The sequence below is a fragment of the Bacillus sp. AP8 genome, from assembly GCF_000321185.1.
In the GTDB taxonomy this organism is placed as follows: Bacteria; Bacillota; Bacilli; order Bacillales; family DSM-1321; genus Bacillus_AD; species Bacillus_AD massilioanorexius.
This window is the reverse complement of the sequence record NZ_CAPG01000089.1, coordinates 13,300-39,618: the sequence shown is the minus strand read 5'-3', so window position 1 is coordinate 39,618 and position 26,319 is coordinate 13,300. Positions and strand designations below refer to the sequence as shown.

Below are 26,319 nucleotides of genomic sequence, written 5' to 3'. Positions count from 1 at the left end.
AACATTTGTTGTTACGACAGGACATTATTATATCCTTTTACCATTTTATTTGTCAATTACTTTTTTAAAATATTTTAACTGACATTATTGATAGATAGCAATTTGGATGTACCCTCATCCCTATCTATTTCGATAACTTCCCCAGTAAAAACATCTTTTTTACTATATTACCTCATCGGGAATTACAATATTACTATCTTAATATGAAAAGGTCAACCACTTTTTTAAAAAGGCTGTTTTCTAAAAGATTGTTGCTCTTTAATATATTCTGCAATAAAAAGGAGATATTTGAAACTCTACTAAATAATAAACGTCTAATTATATGAAGGAAGAGATGATATTGAAAAGATTAAAATATTTTATTGCTTTTATTGGAATAGTTTCAATTTTTATAGCAGGTTGTTCAAACTCAATAGTAAATGAAGAGAAAATTATAAAAGCTGAAAAGCGTATTGGCGACGATGATAATAAATACGAAGACTTCAAAGAAATTACTAATAATGAACAAGTTCAAAAAGTGAAAGCAATATTAGACGATATTAATTGGGAAAAGGCAAAAGTAGATATGGTACGCCCTCCTGATTACAGATTTGGATTTCAATTTAAGAATCCTAAAATAGAAGCAAAAGCGACATCCTATGAACTTTAGATAAGTCCAAACAAAGATAAAGTAGAACTCGTAATTGACGCTGAAAGTAAATATGTTCAATTAGACAAGAATAAGTCAGCAGATTTATTTGAAATGCTTACTGGCAGTATATTATCAGACCTAAATTAATAACTTGACCTCGAATTAGAGGTCTTTTATTATGCCCTTCTAAGCATTTCAATTGTTGTATGATTGGATTTTTGACACACTGAAATAAGCATCTGCTCAACATGCTTATCAAATGATAAATTCTTGCCTAATTCGAGCCAACTGAACCAATAGAGGTAATTATCGAGATAATAAGTTCCGACACCTTGAAAACGTTCCATCCATCCTTTTAAACGGTTATGGGAATTATTAACGTGTTGAATATGAAAAATACCCTTCTTCACACGCTGTTTTTGACGTTCATTAACTGTTTCGTGTACTAACCCTTTGAGTTTGGCAAACTTCTTGTAGTTAGTGGCTGTATCTGTACATAACAAGGCAGTCGGGTGAATATAATCCCCTATCACAGTGTCGATTTCTTCGGCTCTAACACGACCTGTTCCTGCTTTTCGAGCAATCATATTACCGTTTCTATCTTGTGCTACTACAACAGCAATTTTAAGGTTTGAAATCCCTCTTTTCTTGTCTTTTTCACTACGTTTTTTGGATTTTCTATGCGTGATTTCACGCTGACCTTTCAAAGACTCACGAAAGAAGGTTTCATCGCTCTCGACAATGCCTTGTAGTTGATTAAAACCAAGGCTACTTAATGCGTTTAAAATCTTGTGTCTCCAATAGAAGGCGGTAGAGATATGGATTTTAAGGCGTTTAGCAATTTTAGGGAGCGTATACCCTTCGACCATCATTTCCACATACTTCACCCATTTTTCAGGATAGCGAGAACCAGAGAATGGTGTATTCGTCATATCATTGAATGTCTTTCCGCAATCCTTACATAAATAGCGTTGTCTGGAGCGATATTTACCGTTCCGTTTAACCGAGGTGCTTCCACAATGAACACAAACCAGAAGCGAATCGAGCTTCACGAATACTTTTGAGTAGTGCTGTAATTTTATCTGGTTCTTCTGGAAACAAATCTTGTTTCATTGCATTAAATAACGCCATTTGTTCTGACTTGGTTAATTCACTAAACTATTCATACATCTTCCCACACATTTGTTCGCCTCCTTGAACCGCATTATATCAACCTTTTTATAGTGTGGTCAAGAAAGCAACAATCTATACGAAAACAGCCTATACTATAAACAATTATGAAACAAATTCGAGGCAACCATTTTACCTACTTCTACTCTCTCTATCGTCAAGTTATATTAGAATATTAATATCCTTATAACGAAACTTCTTGAACACTCTACAAAATAAAAGAAGAACCATAACTCACCACAAGTAGGCTGCATTATGATTCTTCTATATTTATCTGTAATTGATTATTTCTGCAAAACATATTCTCTTTCAACCCTCTTCCACAGCTCTTCTGTTGATGTTGTTATGGCAGTTGCTCCACCCCTTAATGCTCTTTCTACATCTTCCATTGTTTTGACAAAGCCTCCAGCTAATATAGGAAGCAACAATCGATTTGATATTTCCTTAATTGTGTCAGGCATAATTCCAGGTAGAATTTCTATATAATCCGGTTTGGTTTTTTCTAATAGAGAATAACTCTTCTCTAGTGAATAAGAATCTAGTAAAAAAATGCGTTGCACGGCGATTAATCCTTTAGCTTTTGTTTTAGTAATAACAGTCGCCCTAGTAGAAATGATGCCATATGGTTTAAACTCTTGGCATAAAAATTCGGTAGCATAGTCATCGTTTTTTAAACCTTGTATTAAATCGGCATGAATCATGATTTTTTTTTGATATTTACGAGCCCTTTCGAAGGCTTGTTTCAACTCCGAGATATGGAAATTCAAAAAAACACCATATTCAAAAGAAGAATCTAAAAAAACATCCAATGCTTTTGCATTTCTAATGGCAGGAATAATGATTTGATTATTAAAGCTCACAATTATCACCCTTTTATTGTTATAAACAATAGAAAAGACTATATTCTTTCTCAGTTCCCAAGAAATTCACTAATCCATTTCATGGCTTCTTCCTCATCTTCGCCATCAGTACTAATTTTGACTTGATCTCCTTCTTTAATACTTGCTGACATTAAACCTAGTATACTTTTGACATCATATTTACGCCTATTTACTTCAAGGTTAATATGGCACGAATAATGACGTACTTTTTTAACAAGCTCTGCCGCTGGTCTAGCATGAAGTCCATTTTCAAGAGTAACAAGAATATCTTTTTCTAACATCTCTATCCCTCCTTAGTTACTCATTTGACAATTTTATTTAATAATTTTGTTCCTTCGGCCGCAGCTAACACTTGTTCGAGCTTGCTTCCACATCCAGATTCAATAATAGCTGCGTATGCACCTTCAACGAGTGGCGCGTCTGCTATCACAATCTTTTTCTTATTGTCCATCATTTCAATCGCTATTTCTGCATTAAACAGCGCACTACCTAAATCGAATAAAATAACAACCCCATTTATGGAGTAAACAGACTCTATTGCAGCTTTGATATCTTGAAAGTCTGTTCCCATTCCATCATCATCAAACCCACCAGCAATGGCTAAAGGAACATTCGACTCAATTTGAAGAAGTAACTTTTTCAATCCCCTAACCAACTCTCTACTATGTGACAAAACGACAATTCCAACATTATTCATCCGTTATTTGCTCCCTTAAAAGCAATCGCTAATTCCTTAAAAAACAAGTAAGACGAAGCAGCCCCTGGATCAATATGCCCAATTGAGCGTTTACCTAAATAGGAAGCTCTCCCTTTTTTCGCTTCTAAGACTTTAGTTGTTTCCATTTTCTCTTTTGCCAGTGCAATAAACTCATCCCAATTAATAACAGGAGCATGTGCTTGTAAATAAGCAACAAGAGGTAGCCAAACATCTACCATTGTTTTATCTCCAAGTTGAGCTTTTCCTCTTGAAACAATTCCTTCTAAAGAAGCTGTTAAAACTTCTATTAATTCATTAACGTTAATAGATGTTTGATTGGTTAAGACAGTAGCTCCTCTTAAGAAAATCGTGCCATATAAAGGACCAGAGGCACCACCTACCTTAGTTAAAAGTGTCATTCCAACATCTTTAAATAATGAACCCATATTAGAATACGTACTAGATTCTATTTTTTTGATAACTTCCTGAAATCCTCTAGACATATTTAACCCATGATCACCATCTCCAATAGCTTGATCTAAGTCTGTCAGATAGGCTTTTTGCTGCTGTATTTGATCGTTAAGCTGTTTAATCCAATACTTTGCCTCTTGTATTCCAAACGGCATACAGATCCTCCTTTCCAATATTTTTAAACTTCGTGAAACCTCATTGTAATAGCTACAAGCCGTTCTTTTTTCACGAACATTATTGAAATCATTTCTCTCTTTCCTCTTTGCTAGATTTTATCTGTCTCGCTTTTCCCACTACAATCACACAAATTCCAACCATTTACTTCTTTTTAAAAATCAACGGTGACGTTTCACTAATTTATTTTTTAAAAGCTACTGTTGACGCTTCTGAATCTAATAAATCTATCAATTCATCATCTAATTTCAAAACTGAAATAGAGCATCCTGCCATTTCTATAGATGTCATAAACTCTCCAACCACGCTTTCATAAATGGTAATGTTTTTAGCCTTCAATATCTCCGCTACAGTTTTATGAATGATATATAGCTCCATTAAAGGAGTTGCTCCTAAGCCATTTATCAGAACGGCCACTTGACTATTATCATCAATACGTAGCTCTTCAAGAATTTTATCCATGAGCAAATTGGCTACATCTTTTGCTGTAAGTATCTCACTTCTCTCAATTCCTGGTTCTCCATGGATCCCCATACCTATTTCCATTTCTGTTTCTCCAATTGAAAACCCTGGCTTTCCGGCTGCAGGAATCGTACAAGGTGTAAGAGCAATACCCATGGATGCCGTGTTCATCACAACCTTTTCTGCTACCGCTTGAACATCTGCTAAATTAGCTCCTTTTTCAGCCAATGCTCCTGCTATTTTATGAACAAAAACAGTGCCTGCAATCCCCCTTCTTCCCGTTGTGTAAGTGGAATTTTCAACCGCAACATCATCATCAACGATTACTTTTGCCACTGAAATTCCTTCTGCTTCCGCTAATTCAGCGGCTATTTCAAAGTTCATAACATCTCCTGTATAGTTTTTTATGACCAATAACACACCATTTCCACTATCGACGGCTTTAATTGCTTCAAATACTTGATCAGGCGTAGGAGATGTAAAGACTTCACCTGCTACTGCACCGTCAAGCATTCCTTTTCCAACAAAACCAGCATGTGATGGTTCATGCCCACTCCCTCCACCACTAACAAGTGCCACTTTACCTTTTACAGGGGCATCGCTTCTTACAATTACTGATGTTTGCGGAAGTAACTTCACCTGTTTCGGATAGGCTGATACAAATCCTATTAGCATGTCTTGAACAACCTCTTCAGGTTGATTGATTAATTTTTTCATAGATATCCTCCTTTTGAACAACCTTATTTCTCTATATGCGAAGAAATGAGATTTAATTCCTATAGAAAAAAGGTTATTCTGTAAAGGAACAAACCTAAGAGGAGGCAGCTTGAATGGTGGAAAAAGATATCATTTTACAACTTGTCCAAAAAGGGATATTTAAAGAAAATGAACTATCATATAAGAAATTAGATGGGGGAACTTCTAGTCATATCGTCATCATTGAAGATATAGCCAAACAGCAATATATATTAAAGTGTAATGAATCATCGATTATACAAGAGGAAATACAATTTCTTCATTTCTATCAAGATATTTGTTATTTCCCAAAAGTTCTATATAGGGATTCCTCATTTGAATACTTTATCTACCATTTTCTGAAGGGATCTACTATTCAAGCACATAAAAATAAAAAAGCAGTCCTTGTACAACTTACAGAAAATGTCTTCAATTATTACAAACCACTTTCTACTATCAATGGCTGGGGTTGGACGAATTATCCCTGTTCTTCTTGGCATGAATTTTCACAAAATGAAGTAGCATCAGTTGAAGAAATTATCGGTTCACACTTGTTGAACTCTGAGGATATTAAACTTGTACATAATATCATGAAACGTTTAGAAAAGAAGCATTCTTTACAACAGCCTTATCTTCTACATGGTGATTGTGGTTTTCATAACTTCTTATTTATAGATGAAACAATATCTGGTGTTATCGATCCAATGCCCTTAATCGGAGATCCTCTTCACGATTTACTATTTGCTTTTTGCTCTTCACCCGCAGATTTAACTAAAGAAACGATACACTCTGTTGTTACGCATTTGTCGACTTGGGATTACGACACAAAATCGTTAAACTATCATGTTCTCATTAGTCTTTTCATTCGAATGGCTAGGTGTTCAATGCATCATCCAGATGATTTGCCTACCTATTTACTTGCTTGGTCCTATTGGAAAGAAATTATCGAACAAGACCAAAAGAATTTTTAATATTTCTCATTTAATTCTTCTCAAGTTCTTGACCTTTCCCTTAGGGCAAACCATATACTTAACCTATCAAGTCACAGGCGCAGGTGAAAATTGATGTTTTCAATAGGTGTTTTCTCAAAAATAAATAAAATTACAACTAAAACGTTACGACATTACGATGAAATTGGATTGCTTAAACCTGATCATGTTGATGATTTGATTACACTGGTTATCGCTATTACACTTCCCAGCAGCTCCCTCAGCTGCATCAAATTCTTGCACTAAAAAGTATGGGACTCTCCTTGCAACAAGTAAAAGAAGCACTTCAAAACCCGAATGCTATCGACATGTTCTTAAAATTGAAAGAGCAGGATGTGTTAAAAAGTATTAAAAATGAAGAAGAGAAGCTGTTACAAATTCGAAGTTATCGCAGTTTATTGAAAGGAGAATGTATGATGTACAATCCGATAATAAAAGAAGTGCCCGAGGTAACTGTAGCATCACTAAGACAAATCATCCCGAATTACGATGCTTTAAACGACATTTGTCCTAATATTATGGCAAAAGAAATGAGACGATTGGGTTGCGAATGCGCTGTCCCTGCCTATTGCTTTAATATATATCATGATGGAGAATGCAGAGAATCAAATATTGATGTTGAAATATGTGAAGCAGTAACAGAGATGAAAGAGGATACGGATATACTCACTTTCAAAAAGCTAGAGGCTATTCCACATGCACTTTGTGTGCTGCATAGAGGAAACTATACAACTCTCGGTATAACCTATTCCTTTGCTTTTAAATGGATTGAAGAAAATGAATATGAAGTATATGATCATCCTAGAGAATCATATATTGATGGTATTTGGAATAAACAAAAAGAAGAAGAATGGCTAACTGAAATTCAAATACCGATTAAGAAAAAAGAATAAGAAAAAACGTTACCAATCCTTTTTGGTATAGCTGTAATCTTTAGAGAAATTTACGGCAGGTTATATGTTAGACAGTTGTCTTGGTCCTAAATTATATACTTGCTTATTTTATAACGTAAATGAACCCTGCAGTTTTTTCCTGCAGGGGTTGCTTACGTTACATTAGGACATCTGAAGGCTATCCTCCATATATTGATAAAGTACTAACTCCAAAATAGCAATTGTTGAAATTCGAGATGTAATATCTAACTTATTCATTTCTATTTCATCCGTAAAAATATATAAGTTAACATCACTTAAATTTTGAATGATATTATTATCTGCTCCTGTAATAGATACTAAAAATGGACTCTGCTTTTGCTTCTTCAATTCCTGTGCAAGTTGCACAAGCTCAGCATCGTGACCATAATAGGTAAGAATAAAAACCATATCATCCTTCCCTATATGCGGAATCACAGCTTGACGATATTGATAATCTTCAGGAAATTCGACTAAAAATCCACTCGTAGTATATAAATATTTTACATAGCGAGCTACATTTTTACTTAGCCCTTTTGCAAATATAAAAATTCTTGGCTTACTGCGAAGCTTTTTTGAAATCATGTTAATCTTTGTGGGCTCTAATACACGAACAGATTCAATAATATTCTTTAAATATTCTTCTCTGTAATCCTTTTGTTCTACTACAAACGGAGAGGGTTTTACTTCTTCTTTATTGAACAGAGTAAATTTCAAAACTGTCGTGAACTCACTATATCCAGTAAATCCTAATTTTCGTACAAATCTTAGAAATGTCGTAGTCGACACAAAACATTCAGCAGCAACCTCACGAATACTTTGATTTTTTATCGTTTCCATATTTTTTACGACAAAATCGAATAATACTCGTTCATTTCTTGTCAGGGACGATAAGTTTTTACTAGAAATTTCAAAAAAATCCATGTACAGAACTCCTTTTGGATTATTCTTTTCCCCTTGTTCTTAGTCACATTACCTCAATCTTTGGGGTACATGTTGAGTTATACAATGGATATTCCCTCCACCAAGCAAAATTTCTCTTGCCCGAATTCCAACCACTTTTCGATCAGGATACAATCTTTCCAAAACCATTCTTGCATCCTCATCTTTTGGATCATCGAACAGCGGGAAAACAATTCCTCCATTTGCTGTATAGTAATTCACATAGCTAGCTGCTAAGCGATCTCCTGGTTGTCTCGGAAATGTACCATTTATCGCATCAACACCTTCGCTTTCTTCCTTCGTAATTAACACAGGTGTTGGACAATGAAGCTTGTGTATTGTTAGGCTTCTACCTTGGGCATCCTTTGTATTTCTTAATATTTCTTCACATTCCCTTGAAATACTCCATTGTGGATCATTTTGATCATCTGTCCAAGATAAGACAACTTCTCCTGGCTTAACATAATTAATAATGTTATCCACGTGACCGTTCGTTTCATCTAAATAACAGCCATGCTTTAACCAGATGACCTTTTGTACATTGAAATATTCTTTTAAAATGATTTCAATTTGCTCTTTAGACAATTGTCCATTTCTTCCTTCAGAAAGCAGGCACTCTTCTGTTGTAATAAGTGTACCTTCACCATCAACATGTACCGAACAGCCTTCTAGAATGAAATTATCTAATTGGTAATAATCAATTTTTTCTAATTCACAAATTTTTTGTGCCATTTGGTCGTCTTTATCCCAAGGAAAGTATAAACCATCCAATAAACCTCCCCATGCATTAAAGCGCCAATCTACACCACGTAATTGCCCTTCATTATTGATTAAGAAACTAGGACCATAATCTCGTATCCAAGAATCGTTATTTGACATTTCAATTAAACGAATATGCTCAGGTAGCATATTACGTGCATTTAAATATTGATTACATGAGACCAATACCGTTACAGGTTCAAATTCACTAATTGCAGTCGCTACTTCAACGAAGCATTTTTGAGCTGGTTTTCCACCTAAGCGCCAGTTATCCGATCGTTCTGGCCATATAATGTAGCATGACTCATGTTTCTCAAATTCACCCGGCATTCTATAACCATCTTTTCTCGGTGAGCTATTTCTAAGTTGCATGATTATTCTCCCTCCAAAACCAATGCATAACCACCACTTTGTCATTATAATGATACTTTTAGACTAATGAGTGGGGTTAAAAAAGAACAAACCCAACCTTAAATCTTATCTACAAGAATGGTTTATTCATCGTTTACAGGATACTTCTCTATTTCTATTTTGACTTTTTTTGGTAACGCTTTATATACCAAATCATAAGAATCTTTCAAACAAGATAAAATGAATTCTTTCGGTGCATCACTATGTTCTAATTGAATAGAAATCCAATGTGTTTTATTCATGTAATAGCCAGGTGTAATATGACTATACATATTTTGATATTCTTCATTTTGATCAGGGCGACATTTCAAGGTGATAATTTCCTCGCCTTCTTTATTATGACCAAGCATTCCAAACATTTTATTGGCAATTAGAAAACGATCTGCTTCCCATTCCGCTTTCCATTCACAAACAGCTCCTTTATACGAATGAATACTATCGACCAACCAGCTATACTTTCCTACTAGATTCATAGCTACATCTCCTTTTTATAAATAAGAATAAAGAAGGGCTTTATTGCATGTAAGGTATTTCATATACAACAGATATTCTTTATATAATACTTGTACTGTTAAGAATAGTTTATCAAAGGTATCTTTTAGAATAAACCTAAGATTAAGAATATGAAAAGAACCCAAGCTCGCATGTGGAACTCAGGCTCTTCTATTTAATCTTCCATTCCAATGTACCTTATCTTCTAAATAAAACACTCTGAATACTTGAATGATCTTTTTAGGCTCATAAAAAAATCAACACCAACTATAACAGAGCATTTTTTAAACAGTTTACAAATGAGAATGACAGCCCCAATAACTCCCTAGAGACGCCTATGCCATAGCAAGCGCTACTTTTTCAGTAATGACCGTTCCCGCTCCATTTTCAAGTAATTGACCAATATTTTCAAGAGAAGTAATAATCGCTTTTGATTGAGGACGATGTTTAACAAAATCGATTGCCGCTTCTATCTTAGGTAACATACTACCTGGAGTAAATTGATTCTCTTTGATATATTCTTCTAATTCAGCTACTGAAACTTCCTCTAATTTCTTTTGATTTGGTTTATTGTAGTTGATATATACATTATCAACACCTGTTAAAATAACAAGCATATCTGCATCTACTAATTCCGCTAATTTTTGAGAAGCAAAATCTTTATCGATTACAGCCTCTACCCCTACAAGATCTTGTCCTTCTTCAATAACAGAAACTCCGCCACCGCCAACAGAGATGGTAACCACACCATTGTTTACTAAATGATCGATTACTTGATACTCACGAATGCTAATTGGTCGGGGAGAAGCCACCACTTTTCTCCAACCACGTCCTGCATCCTCTTTGTAAATAGCTCCTGTTTTCACCATCTCACTACGTGCTTCTTCTTCTGTTAAAAATGGTCCTATCGGTTTTGTCGGATTTACAAATGCAGGATCATCCTTATCTACCACTACCTGTGTAATAATAGATACAGCATCTTTATCTATATTTCGTTTTGCTAATGCTTTGTCCATGGCATTTTGCATCCAATATCCAATACTCCCCTGTGTCATTGCCACACAACTATCCAAAGGTAATGCTGGATTTTTTTCGCTATCTGCCGCTGCTTGTTGAAGTACAAGATTTCCTACTTGTGGTCCATTTCCATGAGAAATAATTAAATCATAACCTTTTTCAATAAATTGAACTAAGTATTCTGCTGTTTGATTCAACGCTTCTTGTTGAGCTTTTGCACTAGCATCAGAGGATAAAATAGCATTTCCACCAAGAGCAACGACGATTTTTTTTCGATTGGTTGACATATATCTATTCACTCCCATTTTTATTAGATTTTTTTAGCTCTGTTAACCTAATTAACGATTACTAAAAATCAAACTAGGATTAACAGAGCCATCAGCAGGAATTTCTTTATTTTTTTATCCTAACGGAACTTGTTGCGTAATACAGTGAATATTGCCACCGCCAAGTAAAATTTCTCGTGCAGGAACACCAATTACTTCACGATCTGGATATAATTCCATTAACTTTTTGCGTGCTTCTTCATCTTTTGGATCTCCAAATAGTGGGAACACAACGCCGCCGTTAGCTGTATAGTAATTAATATAACTTGCAGCTAAACGATCACCTTCTTCTCTAGGCAGTGTACCTTCGACAGCATCTACCCCTTCACTTTCTTCCTTCGTAATTAAAATAGGAGAAGGGACATGAATTTTATGTACTTCTAATTTGCGACCTTTTGCATCTGTTGAATTGCTTAAAATGTCATAGCATTCTTTAGAAATTTCATATTGAGGATCATTTACATCATCTGTCCAAGCTAGAGCAACAACCCCAGGACGCACATAGTTTACAATGTTATCTACGTGACCATTTGTTTCATCTAAGTAAATACCTCGTTTTAACCAAATAACTTTTTCAAGGTTTAAATACTCTTTCAGTACTTGCTCAATTTGCTCTTTTGAAAGCTGAGGATTACGACCTTCAGATAATAAACATTCCTCTGTCGTAATTAATGTTCCTTCACCATCTACATGAATTGAACCACCCTCTAAAACAAAATCATTTAAACGGTATCGATCCTTCATTTCAAGCTCACATATTTTCTGAGCCACTTGATCGTCTTTATCCCATGGGAAATACAAACCATCTACAAGTCCACCCCAGGAATTGAATGACCAATCTACACCACGAACATCACCTTTATCATTGACAACAAATGTTGGGCCACTATCGCGTACCCACGAATCATCATTATCTATTTCAACCACTCGAATTTCATCTGGGAGCATATGACGAGCATTTACAAATTGTTCACTTGAAGTACCTACTGTAACTGGCTCAAATTTTGAAATAGCTTTTGCCACTTCAACGAATACTTTTTGAGCTGGTTTTCCACCAAGTCGCCAATTATCAGGACGTTCTGGCCAAATAATATAACAACCAGAATGCTTTTCGAATTCTCCTGGCATTCTGAAACCGTCTTTTTTCGATGTGCTATCAATTGTTTTCATGTTTAACCTCTCCTTTAACCTGATCTTGTGTCTCGACGCTTTGTTTACCTGCAATTTTGATGCATATTTCACCTACAATTACGGCTAAAACAGTACCAATTAGGATTGGTATTTTTTCATCTAATTCAGCTGCTGATCCATTTAAAGGTACAGCAGAGAAAATTAAAGTGATGATTAATAACACCATAGGAACATAAGTCATTAATCTTAATAAAATTGGCCCTCCAGGAACTTTAAATGGACGTTCTCTATCAGGATCAATACGACGTAATTTAAGGAATGCAGGGAACATCATGATGTAAGAAGCAAGAAGTGCCACTACATTCAGTGCAAAGAATGCCCAGAAAACATTTTCATTTGGAATTAATGGAGCTGCTACAATCAGAACGGATGCAACAATTCCATTGATAATACTTGCTCCAATTGGCATATCATTTTTTGCGCTTGTTTTCCCAAATGCTTTAGGCAAGTCATTATGACGAGCTGCATACATAGCTACGTAGTTTACTCCTAGTGCCCAAGAAATTAGATTTGCTGCAAGCGTATACATAAACATTAACCCAACAATAATGACAAACGGGTTCACTCCGCCAAGCATAATTATGAAACTATCAACTAAACCGCCAGAAGTAGAAAGCTCACTTGTAGGAATCGCTGCCCCCATACCAAAGGCTGCCAATAAATAGAATACAGCAATTAAAACACCACCATAAATAATGGCTTGTGGAATTTGTTTTTTCGGGTTTTCCATACTACTTGCAAACGAGGTAACTACTTCAAAGCCTAGGAAATTAAATAAAATAACAGAAATAAAAGATAAACTAGTTACATCAAAACTTGGCAATAATGCAGCACCAGAGAAATCATTAGCTAGACCTTTTGTAGCAGCAAAATAAATACCAATGCCACCAAGACTAAGCATAATAATTAATTTACAAAAGGCTGCGGCATTTAAAATCCATTTACTATCACTAACAGGATAGCAACTAACTAATACAACAAACCAAACGAATAATAACTGTATCGCAATCGTAATAGGTGTACTAAGATTAATTGAGAAAATTTGTGTGAATACTTCCATGAATAGAACGGCTAAGCTAGCCATCCAAAGTGGATAGTTAATCCAATATAACCAAGCAACACGAGCACCCCAACGTTTACCAAAGGCTCTTTTTACCCAATCATAAATTCCACCTTCATCATCATATGTAGTCCCAAGTTCTGCTGAAATTAATCCATAAGGCAGGAAGAAAAGTGCGAGCATAGCAATCCACCAGAAGAATTGGGATGAACCGATTGCTGCTGCTGGTGCGGCAGATTCAACAACTAAAATAACAACAACTGCCATTAATACGGCATCAAATAACCTAAATTTTTTCTTTTTCAAAACGCCCACTCCTCTTTTTAAGTGGGGGGAGGAAAGGCTATGCTTCCCCCTCCTCATCATTTTTTCAAAATATGCTTACATGACTTTATATTTAATTTAGTACTAGCTCTTTAACATTTGATTGCTTACCATCTGTTTGAGGACGATATTCAGGGTGCATAAAGTAAACAAGTAATGCACGCATTGCAGTAAGGCGATTTTCTGCTTCATCAATAACTATAGAATAATCTGCATCTAATACTTCATCAGTTACTTCTTCACCACGAGTAGCAGGTAAGCAGTGCATAAATTTCACATGAGGTGCAGCCATCTTAATCATTTCTGCATCCACTTGATATTTAGGATAGAAGATATTCATACGTTCTTCTTCTGAAAGCTCTGCTTCATATAAGCCATACCAAACATCTGTATAAATGAAATCTGCGCCAGCAAGTGCTTCTTCTGGATCTTCAGTTACTAAGCAGCTACCACCGGAGATTTTGCAGTTTTCTTCAGCAATTTTCAGGTGTTCTTCACTTAATTGGAAACCTTTTGGTCCAAAGTGTACGAAATTCATACCTAATTTTGTAGCCATGAACATTGTTGATGCACAAACTTGAGTAGCATCCCCAACAAATACGATTTTGCAATCTTCAATCTTTTTACCTTCTGGTAAATGCTCGAACATTGTGATTGCATCACCTAGCTCTTGAGTTGGATGGTTGTAATCTGACATACCGTTAATAACTGAGATTGTTGAGTTTTCAGCAAGTTCTACAACTGTTTGATGACGTTCAACACGAGCCATCATGATATCTACTAATCTAGAAAGCACTCGAGCTGTATCAGCAACTGATTCATGTCCACCCAATTGAATTTGACCTGGCGCCAAATATTGAGCATGTCCTCCTAATTGAGTCATCGCTGTTTCAAAAGATACTCTTGTACGAGTAGATGATTGTTCGAAAATCATACCTAAAGTTTTATTTTTTAATAGCTGAGGGTAATAACCATTTTTAATAGATTCTTTTATTTTTAAACCAAGCTCGATCATGTAAATAATCTCTTCTTTTGTAAAGTCCTTAGTATCGATATAATCTTTCACCATAGTATTTCACCTCATAATTTTTTGTGATTTATTGAGCATGTATATGTATTACTTGCTACAAACACAGTATAAAACACCAACAATACCTTTTGAAATAGGTTAGAGCCCTTTTGATACAGGCACAATCAAGCTGTAACGTGATACATTTTAAGTAACAAAAAAACATTTTACCAGAATAAGTTTAATATTAAAATTAGTGGGTACAGAAATCAAAATTTATTCACTGTATATCAATTAATCAAACGTTTGTTTAATTTTTACATACCTAAATGGAAAGAAATTAGCACGTTCAATGAAAATACTTCCATAAACAATAAAAAACACATGTGACTTGTTACAAAAAAGTAACGTCACATGTGTTTTTTATATGCTAAAGCGGTTCGATACTACTTTATATTTTGAATATCCAAAACAGTATCTGCAAAAAACGATATAAATTCTTTAAAGAATGGATGAGTCATAAGATTTTTTGCTCTTTCTTTTATGAATAAAGTTGATGGTTTCGAATAAATAGATACTATCTTACCTTCCAATTCTTCCATTTCTTTTAATCATGCTAGATTTTGAGAAGTAATCTTCTTCAAGCTGTTGGAAAAATTTTTGCTTAGAAAAAGAGGAAAGAAAAAATGGTACAACATATATTTTTGAGTTGGTTGGATTCAAGCAGTTAGATCCATTATTTCAGTAATCGGGAAAATTTCCGATTCGCTTTATTGGCCCATATACTCGCTTTTCTTTCTATTTTAGAGGCTTGAACAATATCTATTATAGAACCGAAAGCAAGTTTTTTAGTTGTATAACATTTTGCTACCCATACGCATAGCAGTTGGTTTTATCACATAATAGGAAAATTATTGTGAAATCAGTTTTGATAACAAGATAAAGTTACAGTCTTCCTATCCATGTCATATATCACTTTGTAGATAGAGGAGAATATTCAATATTATATTTATCACTTACTTTCTTCATTTCTTGATGATATTCTTCAACAACTTGATAATATTCTTCCATTTTTTCAACCGATTTTTCTCTTAATGAATCATCTTTCTTATCCTGAGCTTCTTTTTCCAAAACTAGAGATTCATGAAAAACATTTATAGCTAAGACCATCTTCTCGTTTGCTTTGTTTAATTCCTTCAACTTAGGTTTCAAGTCTTTAGCCGCTGATACCGCTTTTTCATGAGCCGGAATTGTCTTATTTACTAATTCTTTATAAAAAGTTTCCTCATCTGTATAGTTTTCTCCAGATACTTTTCCTAATGATTCAATAGCCTCTAACTCATAATCAGATACTTTTTTAATATCTTCATTAATATAACTTGTTATAATTTGTTGCTTTTCTTTATTAGAAAGCTCATTCAAATTATTATTACTACTCTCCTCTAATGTTCCATTTTTCTCTTTGTTATTAGAAGAATCATTACATCCCGTTAAAATAATGAAAAGCACAATAATTAAGTAACTAAAGTGTCTCACTTTCTTTCCATCCCTTCTTTGCTGTCATGTTTACTTAACTCGAATATAATTTTTCTATTTACGTTTTATTAAATTCGAATCTCCTTTAATAAAAGCATCTCTTCTATTCATATATCGATTTTTTTGCATTTTCTTTGTTATAAGCATTAAAGGAATCGTCATAATAAGTGTCACTAATCTATACCATCCAACAAAAAAAGCTAATATAACATCAGCAATTGTTGCAAATAGAAACACTGAGTATACAGCTAATAACAAAATGGTGAAATATTGCAATTGCATAACTCTAGCTTTTTCTTTTGAGGATTTGAGATTATATTTCATTTCTTTTAAATGGTACCATTCCCTTTTTCCAATGATGTATGGTTCAACTAACCAATTAATAATCTTCTTCATTAGAAACTTCCTCATCAAAAAGTTCACACAATTTATCTCTCATTGCCTTTTCACCATCTGTTTCTAGTCCTTTGAAAATAATTTCATCTATTTGTAAATGATTAAAAAAAACATTGGATTCTTCAGAGATATGGCCTTGAGGATAAGGACATGCAACATAATCCCATATTTCTTCATTTGATGATTGTCTTTGCTTTCTTCCATATACCATGAGTGGTTGTGAAATAAAGTCCACTAGTAACACTGAACCTATTGGCAGCAAACTACTCCCTTTACTTATTGACATTGACTTTATTTCATCTAACATTTAACATATCCCCTATCTCTAATGAAGTTTAATTTTATTCTTCTTTTTCAACACCAAGACCAACTTTTGCACCTAATAAGAATCTTAGATCAACGACCATCTCTTTTCCAAATTTGATTTCTCCACCAATTCCAACTGCAGATCCACCAACAGTAGCTTTAATATTGTAATCCGTAAATGGTATTCCAAAAATTCCACTGACTTCGCCTTCAGCAATCGCTGCCTTAGCTGAAGCACCTATAGAAGCATTATCCACTCCTATATACGCTTTGGCACTTGCTATATTTCCTTGTGCCTCTACACCTCTTGCAATACCAGGTATATCTTTATCTAATACTACTCTAGTTTTTGCATTTAAAGCCGTTGCACTTGCTTGTGCCAATGGTAAAACATTTTCACCACCTATAGTAGCTTGAACTTCTCCCTTTAGAATATCTTGATTAAAGGAAGTATCCACATATTTTGTATCATGCTTAAAACCTACACTAATTCCGGCAAAACTACTTTTTCCACCTATTTGTTTCTTACCTGACCAATCGTTTTCAATTCTCCCTGTTCCACCATAAAAAGTCATTCCACCTATTTGTGCAGTATCACCAGCTAAAAATGTTATTTTCTCTTTCTTCTCTGATGGTAACCCAAAGTGGAAAAATATCGGGTCAGTAAACCCTAGTTCATAATACAATTGATTTTTCGAAAGGAGCTTAATCTTCTCTTCAGCATTTAAGGGAGAGTTGATTAATAAAAAAGCATCAAACTCTTTCAATTGGTTAGTAGAATAATTATTTATAGACAATTGACCATTTGTTATTCTCGTATCCATTTCATTAATATAAAGATTAAGGTATGTAAGCTCATTCTTTAAACTACTTAAAGAATGAATTACTTGCGAGTCGAGATTTCCTAGTTTTTCAACAGTATTGTCACTATATTGGTTAACTTGTTGTGCTCGATATCCAAATTCCGAATAATCAATGTTCGGTAAATGAACGATATCTTTAACACTCTCAATTAATCCATTTGCTTCACCAGCTAATTCTATTGTAGTTTTTGTAATTCTATTTATTTGATTTGGTATATCATTTACTAAAAATGATTCTCTAATAAAACCTTCACTACTAATCTCTAATCGCTGTACTTCCTCTTGACATTCAACTAATTTTTCTTTGAAACTATCTAAAGTAGCCTTACACTTATTAAGGAACGTCTGATGACAGTCTTCATAAAATGCCTTAATAGCTTCTGCCCCACTACCTTTAAATGAATCAAGTAATATTAATTCTTTAATCGCTTTTTCAATAACAAGGATAGAATGTTTCTTTTCTTCAATAGAATGAGTTAATGTGTCCATTCCAATTTCTAAATCATCCACGTCTAAAATTTTCACCTAAATTCACATCCTATAATCAAGAATTATTTATCATAGAATTTGCAAGACTTTCATCTGAAGCCTTCATCATCTTTATAGAATTACTCGTCATCTCTTCATTTTTCATCAGTAGTGCCTGATAATTTTTTAATACTAATTCTAATTGTTTGTTGATTTCTTCTATCTCTGTGACAAGATTCAGCTTATTATGATCTGCAATTGATTTAGGCAAATCGGTTTTAAATGAAATAATAGATGATTTAATATTAGAAAGAACTTTTTCAATATCCTTATAATTAATAAGAATCTCCTTCAAATGCATCACTTCTTTACAGTTATTTTGCAAATCATTTCCACATACACAAATATCCATTTATTCACAAAATAACTATAAAACACAAAATATTCAATCCTAATATTTCAATTAGAACTAAAATAAGGAATTCGAACTACCTCTCTTTACCTTTTTTCATAGATAAAAGAAACAAATCGCAACTTTCTTTTGATAAACGATATTCAAAGATAAAACACCTTTAGTGGAATAGGAAATTCCAATTAAAGGTGTTTTTTAATACTCAAAAATATTCATGAGTTTACTCCATAAAAGACTAATAAACAAATATCATTTAATGATTCATCTCACGAATTTTGTATTTCCCATTTCACTGCATAAAAGGTTACATTACCATTTTTGGCAAAGAAACGAATGCCATCATCTTTAGCATCAGGGAAGATTCGTGAAGTAAACACTTCTTCTCCATCATTGATAAAAATTTCCACTGAAGAATAATCTACAAACACATGAAATTTTATCATTTCGGCCGCAAAGCTACAAGCTCTAGTTGTACCATATTCCGTACCTACTTCTTCACCTGACTGACCTCGGTCTAAAATGATTTTTTTCTCATTTCTATTATAGGCAATGACCGTTTTATTCTTCTCCCCTGCTCGTATTTCCAATCCGAAAGAAGCAGCGTCTTCACTTGTCATTTCGCACACCATTTCATAAACAGTACCTGAAAACGAACTAAATGATTGCGCATCATCACAAATCGTTCCGCTCACTTCTTGTTTTTTACCACGTAATTGTTCTAACTCCCTTACTGGCTTTTGAATGAGTTTGTTATTTTGAATGGTAATCTCTCTTGGTATGGTTAAGCAATGTGCCCACCCATTAGAATCAGTTGGATAAGCTATTTCCGGCAAACCCATCCAACCAACAAGAATTCGGCGTCCTTCTAAGTCAGTTGTTGTTTGTGGCGCATAGAAATCAAAGCCTCGGTCTAATTCATGGAACTCTCCGTGAGAAAAAGTTCGATGAGGTAATGGTAATGGCTCACCAATTAAATAACCAGATTGATAAATATTCTGATAGCAATCTCCTGAAGCATCTAGCCCTTGTGGTGAAAAAATAAACACTCCTTTACCATCTAACTCCATATAATCTGGGCATTCCCACATAAATCCAAAATCTTTTAACGTCGTTTCTAATTCCCCTTCCAACTTCCATTCTTTCAAATCGGTAGAACTATAAAGGACAGCACATCCTGTTTCATTTTCTCTTTGTGCCCCAATAACCATATAAAAGATCTCTCCATGCTTCCAAACTTTCGGATCACGAAAATGATCTGTATATCCAGCAGGTACTGATTCAACAACAGCTTTTTCTTGTTTTTCTACTCGTAAATCTTTATCCATAATAGCTAAGGCTTGATATGGATAACGCACCCAATTATCATCACGAACATTTCCTGTATACAATAAATGAAGCTTGTCTTCGTGCACAATTCCACTACCAGAATAAGCACCATGACTATCATAATAATGACCCGGCTCAATACCTACTCCTTGATTTTGCCAATGAACTAAATCTTTGGATGTTGTATGGTACCAATATTTCAAGCCATGAACTGGACCTAACGGAAACCATTGATAAAACAAGTGATACTCCCCGTTATAATAGGAAAATCCATTTGGATCATTTAACAATCCTGTTGTTGGTTGAATATGATAGTGCTGTCTCCATGGACATTGATTTACTTTATTCTCTAATTCTTTTATTTCAATTGGGCTAGCATCTGAAAGACGACGATAGCGTTTCTCTCTAGTCCATTCCATACACGTCTTCTCCTTTAAAAATGAACGAAGGGAAATCACCGTTCGATTCCCCATTGTTCATACTATTATGCAGCTTTATTATTTTTTGCTTGTTTTATTGCATCACGTTTACCTAAGAAAATTGTTACTGCAAAGGCTACACCAATACTGATAGCCATACAGATGATATAATAGAAAATTTTGTTAGGAGCAATCGAAATAATTCCTGGTAGTCCAGCGGCACCTAGAGCGATTGCTTTGACTTTAAATAATGAAATGAAGGCTGCTCCAGCACCAGAACCGATAATAGCTCCGATAAATGGATAACGTAACTTTAAGTTAACACCAAACATGGCTGATTCTGTAATACCTAAAAGTGCGGAAATACCTGCTGCAGAAGCAACACCTTTCATTTTCGCATCTCTTATTAACAATAGCGCCGCTAAAGTTGCGCCACCTTGAGCAACGTTTGACATTGCTGCTACTGGGAAGATAAATGAACCTCCTGTTTTCGCAATATCTGCAATTAATTGCGTTTCTACAGCAATAAAACTATGATGCATACCTGTAATGACAATTGGAGCGTACAATAAACCGAAGATTGCTCCGCCAATAACACCAGTCGTGTCATACAACCAAACAAGTCCATCTGTTAATAAATTACCTGCTCCACGAGTTAGTGGACCAACAAACATGAACGTAAGCACTCCTGTTACAAAAATAGCAACAAGTGGAGTAATTAAATTATCAAGGAATGATGGCACTCTCTTACGTAAAAATAATTCGATTTTCGCTAAGATGAAAGATGAAACTAAAACTGGTAGAACTGTTCCTTGGTATCCTACCTTTTCAATCTCAACACCAAATATTTTCCATACTGGCACCTCATTGTTAGCTACTGCATCTGCATAGTTATAACCATTTAACAAATCAGGGTGTACCATTAACATACCTAATGCAGCACCCAGATAAGGATTTCCTCCAAATCTTTTGGCTGCAGAGAAACCTATAAGAACTGGTAAGAACACAAATGCTGCATTTGCAAATGTATTAATCAGTGCGGCTAAGTCAGCCATTTGCGGATATGCTTCAATGATTGATTTTCCTTCAATGAAGAAATCTTGTGCTGTCAATAAGTTGTTTAAACCCATTAGTAAACCACCTGCAACGATAGCAGGAATAATTGGAACAAAAATATCTGAAAGCATTTTAACGAATTGTTGTAGTGGATTCATCTTCTTGTTACCAACAGAACTAACTTCTTTTGTAGACATTTCCGATAATCCTGTTAGTTCAGCAAGTTGTTGATACACTAGATTTACAGTTCCAGCACCGATAATAATTTGAAACTGACCACCAGTTGAAAAAGTACCTTTTACTGCATCAATCGCATCAAGCTTTGATTGATCAATAATAGATTCATCATTTATAACTAAACGGAGTCTTGTAGAACAGTGTGCTGCAGCTGCAACATTTTCTTTTCCACCTAGAGCTACGAGAATTTCTTCTGCAATCTTTCTATGATTCATTTTCTGTTCACCTTCTTCTTTGTATTGGAACCGGTTCCTAATTTGTATAAAAAAATCTAATAGAAACCTCTATCGTTTCTAGAACAATTTTGGAACCGGTTCCTATCAGATTATAAATGCTTTATTTTTTCATGTCAACGCTTTCACGATGAATAATATCATATTTCAATGTGGTTATTTTTGGAATTTCTTCTTGGTTTATTAGTTTTACTATATTTTGAGCTGCTATTTTTCCACCGTCTTTATAGCGAAACTTCACAGTTGTAATTTCCGGATTAGTGAACTCTGTCATACTATAGCCACCAAATCCAGTAATAGAAATATCTTGAGGAACACGCAATCCATTTTTTTGCAAGGCTTTTAATGCACCGAATGCAATATTGTCAGTTGCACAAACAATTAAGGTAGGCACAAAATCTTTGAGCATTTCTTCAACCTTCTCAACAGCATCTTCAATTTTAAAACTTGTCTCAAAATACCTTACCGTACAATCTGGGATCTCATCAGCAGCTTTTTTAAACCCTTCTTTTCGTTTGATTCCAACTGCAATATCTTTTTCAGTTACACCGAGATAGGCAATTTTCCTATGCCCCATTTTCAGTACTTCTTGTCCCAATTGATATGCTGCTCCGATATCATTATGAATCACACTATACATTTGCTCTTGTTGCTGCCCTACAATAACAATCGGAATATCCGCTTGATTAACCGTCTCTATGTGTTCCTCTGTAATTACTGTAGCTAATAATATGATGCCCGCGACTCTTTGTTTTTGTAATGTATTTAGATTTTCTAGTTCACGCTGAACATTTTGACTTGTATTAGATATAAGTACCTGATAATCTAGGTCTCGCAACTGTTCATCAATTCCGATTAAGGTTTGATTAGTTGCAAAAGAATCTAAGCGAGGTACAATCGTTCCAATTATTTTTGTTTGCTTTGCTTTTAAACTTTGAGCAAAACGATTAGGTGAGTAACCTGTTTCCAGTATAACTTCTTCGATTCTTTTACTCGTTTCTTTGCTGACAGAACCGCCATTTAAATAACGGGAAACTGTACTTTTTGCAAATCCAGCAATTCTTGCAATATCTGCAATTGTCGTTGCCATTTTCTCGCTCCTTATTATGACTAATTAATAAAATGATTATACATGAAAGAATGATGAAAAAGCACCATCAGTAAGCAAATAGACAAATCAACCATTTTTCATTTTATTCGTTTTAAACAATAATATAAAAACGTAAGGGCATTTGAAAAAGGCTATATTTCACCTAAACATTCAACACCTCCAGAAAATATCTCGCTTTATCTATATAAGACAGACTTATCTTCGCTTTGATTCTAATTCCAGTGAATAATGAAATCTTTATATTAACTACCTAGTGGATTATTTAATAACTAATCAAAAATCCCTCGCCATTTCTTCATATGAGAATGACGAGGGATTTCCTTATTAGATATAGGCTATTTTATCCTAATTATCTTATATTTTTTTAACAAATTCAGATTTTAACTTCATAGCTCCGAAACCATCTATTTTACAATCAATATCATGATCTCCATCTACTAAGCGAATGCTTTTCACTTTTGTACCTTGTTTTAAAACAGATGAACTGCCTTTGACTTTAAGATCTTTAATAACAGTTACTGCATCTCCGTCATTCAGCACATTTCCATTTGCATCTTTTACTACTTTTTGATCTTCATTATTTTCATTTTCTGATTCTAAATTCCATTCGTATGCACATTCTGGACACACGAAAAGACTTCCGTCTTCGTACGTATATTCTGAATTACATTTAGGGCAATTTGGCACATTAGACATAAACATTTTCCTCCAATTATCATCAATCGTTCTTATATTTATAAACGATTAATTTTTTTAATATAATATTACATTTAAAAGAAGTTTCTTATCAGCTTATATATTGGCACAGTCTTCTCTGATTGACAACCCTTCATTCCATACTCATATACTTCTCACTTTATTATCTCTATATAACAAAATACATTTAAGATGTCTTTTAAAATGAAACATGTTCCCTAAATCTTAGAAAGCCACTATACAACAACTAATTTTTATGCCTTCTATACTTATTACCTTAACATGTGCTGAAATGATTAAAATTACAATACCGAATACGATTAACATGACATGCTCCAATTTGAATAATGAACAGGCTGTTTTCGTATATTTTGTTGCCTATGAACAAGTAGTGAATATAAAAACTTAAAAAAACCTTCAAACATATTTAATCAAACGATTGATTAATGCCGTTTGAAGGCTATTTAATGAAAATTGCTTATTGTTTTACAGTATATTTTTTAACGGCCGGCAATATCTCCGTAGCTATTAATTCAATATTTTTCATAATCTTATCAAAAGGCACACCACCAAAATCTATTTGTGCCATAAAGCGTTGTTGACCATATAATTCATACTGATAGATCATTTTTTCTATGATTTGTTGTGGGCTTCCCACCATTAATGCTTCGCGATAATCTGTAGACTGATCAAATTGTTGCTTAGGATAGCCGCCACCACGAAGAGCCAACATGCCAGAATGAAGATGTGGATAATACTCTTGAAGTGCATCTTGTGAATTTTCTGCTGTATAAAATAAACTCGTCGTCGCAAGTGGCAAAGCTTTCGGATCGAAGCCACTTCGTTCTGCTGCTTCACGATAAGCATCTACAGATATCTTAAAATTAATCGCCGGTCCACCCAATGTTGTAAGCATCATTGGCACACCCGCGTATCCAGCTTTTATTGCACTAGCTGGAGGACCTCCTACCGCTCTCCAAATAGGCATATTTCCATTCCATGGCTTCGGTATGATATTTGCGTTTTTTAATGTTGCTCGGAAGTTCCCTTCCCATGTCACAGGTTCCCCTTTATTTATTTGTATAAGAAGATCCATTTTCTCCTCAAATAACTCTTCATAATTATTTACGTCATATCCCAGCAAACTATATGCCCCTACCCTCGAACCACGACCTGCTACAATTTCCGCTCGTCCTTTTGAAATCAAATCAATAGTTGCAAAATCTTCGTACACCCGAACTGGATCAGACGTACTCAATACAGTTGCCGAGCTAGCAATTTTAATATTTTTAGTCGCCTGTGCAATTGCACCCAAAATAACAGTATGTGCCTGAGTGGTAAAATGAGTCTGATGACTTTCACCTACCGCAAATACATCTAACCCTGCTTCATCCGCTAGTTTGCTTGCCTCTATTAATTCACGAATTCGTTGTCCAGCACTTATCTTTGAACCGTTATGAGGGTTCAGTAAATGATCACCAATAGAATATAAACCAAATTCCATTCCTTTTTTTATATCGATTCGATATTGTTCCATATTCATTCTCCCCTTTATTTCATATTGATCTGGCGCTAGTAGCACTATAAAACTCAATTACTTCACTTTGAACTTCTCCCATCAATCCCATTTTAATTAGTCTAATGGCTTCAATTTTGATTCAATTTCAGCTCGTCTTTTTTCTAAAAACGGCGGCAGATCTAACTGTTTACCTAACTTTTCAATGGTCGAATCCGCTGTAAACCCAGGTCCATCCGTTGCAATTTCAAATAATATTCCATTTGATTCACGGAAATAGATACTTTGAAAATAATAACGGTTCACAATCCCCGATGACTGGAAGCCTCTTTCGTTTATTTTTTGATCCCAATAGATTAGCTCAGCTTCATCACTTACTCGAATGGCTAAATGATGAATACTTCCTCTTCCTGGCTTTTCACTTGGTCCTTCTTTCTGTTTAACAATAATTTCTCCAAATAATTGCTCCGATTGCGCCTGGTAAATCACCTCATCATCTGTACGACTTACTTCTATATAACCAAGTAAATCCTTCAAGGTATTTGCTAAACGATCTACATAACGAACGGTTATTTCAATCGGTCCTAATCCTAAGATGCAGTGCTTTTCTTCCACTTTAGAATCTGTCCAAACAGACCAATGCTCTGGTACTTTTTCATTATTGTTATTTATTAATACCAATCTTAAACCTTCTGAATCCTCAAAATGCAAAGCATCTCTTCCGGCATATGTGGTAATCTCTCCATGCTCTACATCAAATAACTCTAAACGTTTTTTCCAATAAACAAGACTCTCAAATGACGGAACCAGTAACCCAATTCATGTAATAGCATTTGTACCCTGTTTCGTTCTTCCCACAATCGGCATTTCAAAAAATGATAACTCTGTACCTGGACCACCAATTAAATCTCCATAAAACAAATGGTACATAGAGGGATCATCTTGATTAACTGTCATTTTCACTCTCCGTAAACCTAATATTTTTTGATAAAACAGGTTATTTTGTTGTGCATTTTTTGTAATCATTGATACATGATGGTGCCCTAAAAATGGATGCATATTATCTCTCCTTTTTAACTTAACTAGTCAAAT

The 26,319-nt window shown here is 34.5% G+C and carries 24 protein-coding genes and 4 pseudogenes; 4 read left to right on the top strand and 24 right to left on the bottom strand.

Features of this window, described 5'->3' with window-relative positions; genetic code table 11:
- The first annotated feature begins 340 nt into the window (after positions 1 to 340).
- Positions 341 to 778, top strand: a pseudogene (locus BN349_RS24530) (hypothetical protein).
- 29 nt (positions 779 to 807) lie between these two features.
- On the opposite strand, the pseudogene BN349_RS25135 reads toward BN349_RS24530, so the two are convergent.
- The 6 genes and pseudogenes from BN349_RS25135 to dhaK form a co-directional block, all read right to left on the bottom strand.
- A pseudogene (locus tag BN349_RS25135) lies at positions 808 to 1,762 on the bottom strand (IS1595 family transposase).
- 323 nt (positions 1,763 to 2,085) lie between these two features.
- A complete protein-coding gene (locus BN349_RS21010; RefSeq protein ID WP_019244282.1) occupies positions 2,086 to 2,661 on the bottom strand; it encodes a glycerol-3-phosphate responsive antiterminator in 576 nt (191 codons plus the stop codon).
- Between the two features lie 50 nt (positions 2,662 to 2,711).
- Complete coding sequence (locus BN349_RS21005; protein ID WP_019244281.1) at positions 2,712 to 2,963, bottom strand: HPr family phosphocarrier protein; 252 nt, start codon at positions 2,961 to 2,963, stop codon at positions 2,712 to 2,714.
- A gap of 20 nt (positions 2,964 to 2,983) precedes the next feature.
- Positions 2,984 to 3,379 carry a dihydroxyacetone kinase phosphoryl donor subunit DhaM gene (dhaM, locus tag BN349_RS21000; RefSeq protein ID WP_019244280.1) on the bottom strand — a complete coding sequence of 132 codons (396 nt, stop codon included), beginning with the start codon at positions 3,377 to 3,379 and terminating at the stop codon, positions 2,984 to 2,986.
- Positions 3,376 to 4,005 carry a dihydroxyacetone kinase subunit DhaL gene (gene dhaL / locus BN349_RS20995; protein WP_019244279.1) on the bottom strand — a complete coding sequence of 210 codons (630 nt, stop codon included), beginning with the start codon at positions 4,003 to 4,005 and terminating at the stop codon, positions 3,376 to 3,378. Before dhaL ends, dhaM begins: the two co-directional genes overlap by 4 nt.
- A 202-nt stretch (positions 4,006 to 4,207) precedes the next feature.
- Positions 4,208 to 5,203, bottom strand: coding sequence for a dihydroxyacetone kinase subunit DhaK (gene dhaK, locus BN349_RS20990; RefSeq protein ID WP_019244278.1), 996 nt, complete (start codon positions 5,201 to 5,203; stop codon positions 4,208 to 4,210).
- Between the two features lie 113 nt (positions 5,204 to 5,316).
- Between dhaK and BN349_RS20985 the strand changes: the two genes are divergently transcribed.
- The 3 genes and pseudogenes from BN349_RS20985 to BN349_RS24515 form a co-directional block, all read left to right on the top strand.
- The gene (locus BN349_RS20985; RefSeq protein WP_019244277.1) at positions 5,317 to 6,192 is read left to right on the top strand and encodes a phosphotransferase; all 876 of its coding nucleotides are present in this window, start codon (positions 5,317 to 5,319) and stop codon (positions 6,190 to 6,192) included.
- A gap of 93 nt (positions 6,193 to 6,285) precedes the next feature.
- On the top strand, positions 6,286 to 6,456 hold the full coding sequence (locus BN349_RS27005) for a MerR family DNA-binding transcriptional regulator (RefSeq protein WP_222860246.1): 171 nt from the start codon (positions 6,286 to 6,288) through the stop codon (positions 6,454 to 6,456).
- Positions 6,408 to 7,103, top strand: a pseudogene (locus BN349_RS24515) (MerR family transcriptional regulator); the annotation flags it as partial. The gene BN349_RS27005 and the pseudogene BN349_RS24515, both read left to right, overlap by 49 nt.
- Positions 7,104 to 7,265: 162 nt before the next feature.
- On the opposite strand, the gene BN349_RS20975 reads toward BN349_RS24515, so the two are convergent.
- From BN349_RS20975 to BN349_RS24510, 18 genes and pseudogenes are all read right to left on the bottom strand, one after another.
- The gene (locus tag BN349_RS20975; protein WP_019244275.1) at positions 7,266 to 8,045 is read right to left on the bottom strand and encodes a MurR/RpiR family transcriptional regulator; all 780 of its coding nucleotides are present in this window, start codon (positions 8,043 to 8,045) and stop codon (positions 7,266 to 7,268) included.
- A gap of 48 nt (positions 8,046 to 8,093) precedes the next feature.
- On the bottom strand, positions 8,094 to 9,194 hold the full coding sequence (gene aguA / locus BN349_RS20970) for an agmatine deiminase (protein WP_019244274.1): 1,101 nt from the start codon (positions 9,192 to 9,194) through the stop codon (positions 8,094 to 8,096).
- A 122-nt stretch (positions 9,195 to 9,316) separates the two neighbouring features.
- Positions 9,317 to 9,706: an MmcQ/YjbR family DNA-binding protein gene (locus BN349_RS20965; protein ID WP_019244273.1), complete on the bottom strand. Its 390-nt coding sequence runs from the start codon at positions 9,704 to 9,706 to the stop codon at positions 9,317 to 9,319.
- A gap of 354 nt (positions 9,707 to 10,060) precedes the next feature.
- Positions 10,061 to 11,029 (bottom strand): carbamate kinase, encoded by a 969-nt coding sequence (arcC, locus tag BN349_RS20960; RefSeq protein ID WP_019244272.1) that lies wholly within the window; start codon positions 11,027 to 11,029, stop codon positions 10,061 to 10,063.
- A gap of 114 nt (positions 11,030 to 11,143) precedes the next feature.
- On the bottom strand, positions 11,144 to 12,238 hold the full coding sequence (aguA, locus tag BN349_RS20955) for an agmatine deiminase (RefSeq protein WP_019244271.1): 1,095 nt from the start codon (positions 12,236 to 12,238) through the stop codon (positions 11,144 to 11,146).
- Positions 12,225 to 13,682 (bottom strand): APC family permease, encoded by a 1,458-nt coding sequence (locus BN349_RS20950; RefSeq protein WP_051024314.1) that lies wholly within the window; start codon positions 13,680 to 13,682, stop codon positions 12,225 to 12,227. Before BN349_RS20950 ends, aguA (BN349_RS20955) begins: the two co-directional genes overlap by 14 nt.
- Before the next feature lie 34 nt (positions 13,683 to 13,716).
- Positions 13,717 to 14,712: a putrescine carbamoyltransferase gene (gene ptcA / locus BN349_RS20945; RefSeq protein ID WP_019244269.1), complete on the bottom strand. Its 996-nt coding sequence runs from the start codon at positions 14,710 to 14,712 to the stop codon at positions 13,717 to 13,719.
- Positions 14,713 to 15,624: 912 nt separating this feature from the next.
- Positions 15,625 to 16,188, bottom strand: a complete 564-nt coding sequence (locus tag BN349_RS20935; RefSeq protein WP_019244267.1) for a hypothetical protein — start codon at positions 16,186 to 16,188, stop codon at positions 15,625 to 15,627.
- A 54-nt stretch (positions 16,189 to 16,242) separates the two neighbouring features.
- The gene (locus tag BN349_RS20930; protein WP_019244266.1) at positions 16,243 to 16,584 is read right to left on the bottom strand and encodes a hypothetical protein; all 342 of its coding nucleotides are present in this window, start codon (positions 16,582 to 16,584) and stop codon (positions 16,243 to 16,245) included.
- Entirely contained in the window at positions 16,568 to 16,891 is a 324-nt protein-coding gene (locus BN349_RS20925) for a DUF4176 domain-containing protein (RefSeq protein ID WP_019244265.1), read from the bottom strand. The genes BN349_RS20930 and BN349_RS20925 overlap by 17 nt, the downstream gene beginning before the upstream one ends.
- A gap of 34 nt (positions 16,892 to 16,925) precedes the next feature.
- On the bottom strand, positions 16,926 to 18,278 hold the full coding sequence (locus BN349_RS20920; RefSeq protein ID WP_019244264.1) for an LXG domain-containing protein: 1,353 nt from the start codon (positions 18,276 to 18,278) through the stop codon (positions 16,926 to 16,928).
- Between the two features lie 19 nt (positions 18,279 to 18,297).
- A complete protein-coding gene (locus BN349_RS20915) occupies positions 18,298 to 18,606 on the bottom strand; it encodes a YwqI/YxiC family protein (RefSeq protein WP_019244263.1) in 309 nt (102 codons plus the stop codon).
- Between the two features lie 293 nt (positions 18,607 to 18,899).
- Positions 18,900 to 20,378, bottom strand: a complete 1,479-nt coding sequence (locus BN349_RS20910; RefSeq protein WP_019244262.1) for a glycoside hydrolase family 32 protein — start codon at positions 20,376 to 20,378, stop codon at positions 18,900 to 18,902.
- A 65-nt stretch (positions 20,379 to 20,443) separates the two neighbouring features.
- The gene (locus BN349_RS20905) at positions 20,444 to 21,886 is read right to left on the bottom strand and encodes a sucrose-specific PTS transporter subunit IIBC (RefSeq protein ID WP_019244261.1); all 1,443 of its coding nucleotides are present in this window, start codon (positions 21,884 to 21,886) and stop codon (positions 20,444 to 20,446) included.
- A 121-nt stretch (positions 21,887 to 22,007) separates the two neighbouring features.
- Positions 22,008 to 22,994 (bottom strand): LacI family DNA-binding transcriptional regulator, encoded by a 987-nt coding sequence (locus tag BN349_RS20900; RefSeq protein ID WP_019244260.1) that lies wholly within the window; start codon positions 22,992 to 22,994, stop codon positions 22,008 to 22,010.
- 375 nt (positions 22,995 to 23,369) lie between these two features.
- On the bottom strand, positions 23,370 to 23,711 hold the full coding sequence (locus BN349_RS20895; protein WP_019244259.1) for a zinc ribbon domain-containing protein YjdM: 342 nt from the start codon (positions 23,709 to 23,711) through the stop codon (positions 23,370 to 23,372).
- Positions 23,712 to 24,189: 478 nt separating this feature from the next.
- Entirely contained in the window at positions 24,190 to 25,248 is a 1,059-nt protein-coding gene (locus tag BN349_RS20890) for an LLM class flavin-dependent oxidoreductase (protein ID WP_019244258.1), read from the bottom strand.
- A 96-nt stretch (positions 25,249 to 25,344) separates the two neighbouring features.
- Positions 25,345 to 26,286: pseudogene (locus BN349_RS24510) on the bottom strand (ring-cleaving dioxygenase).
- Positions 26,287 to 26,319 lie beyond the last annotated feature (33 nt).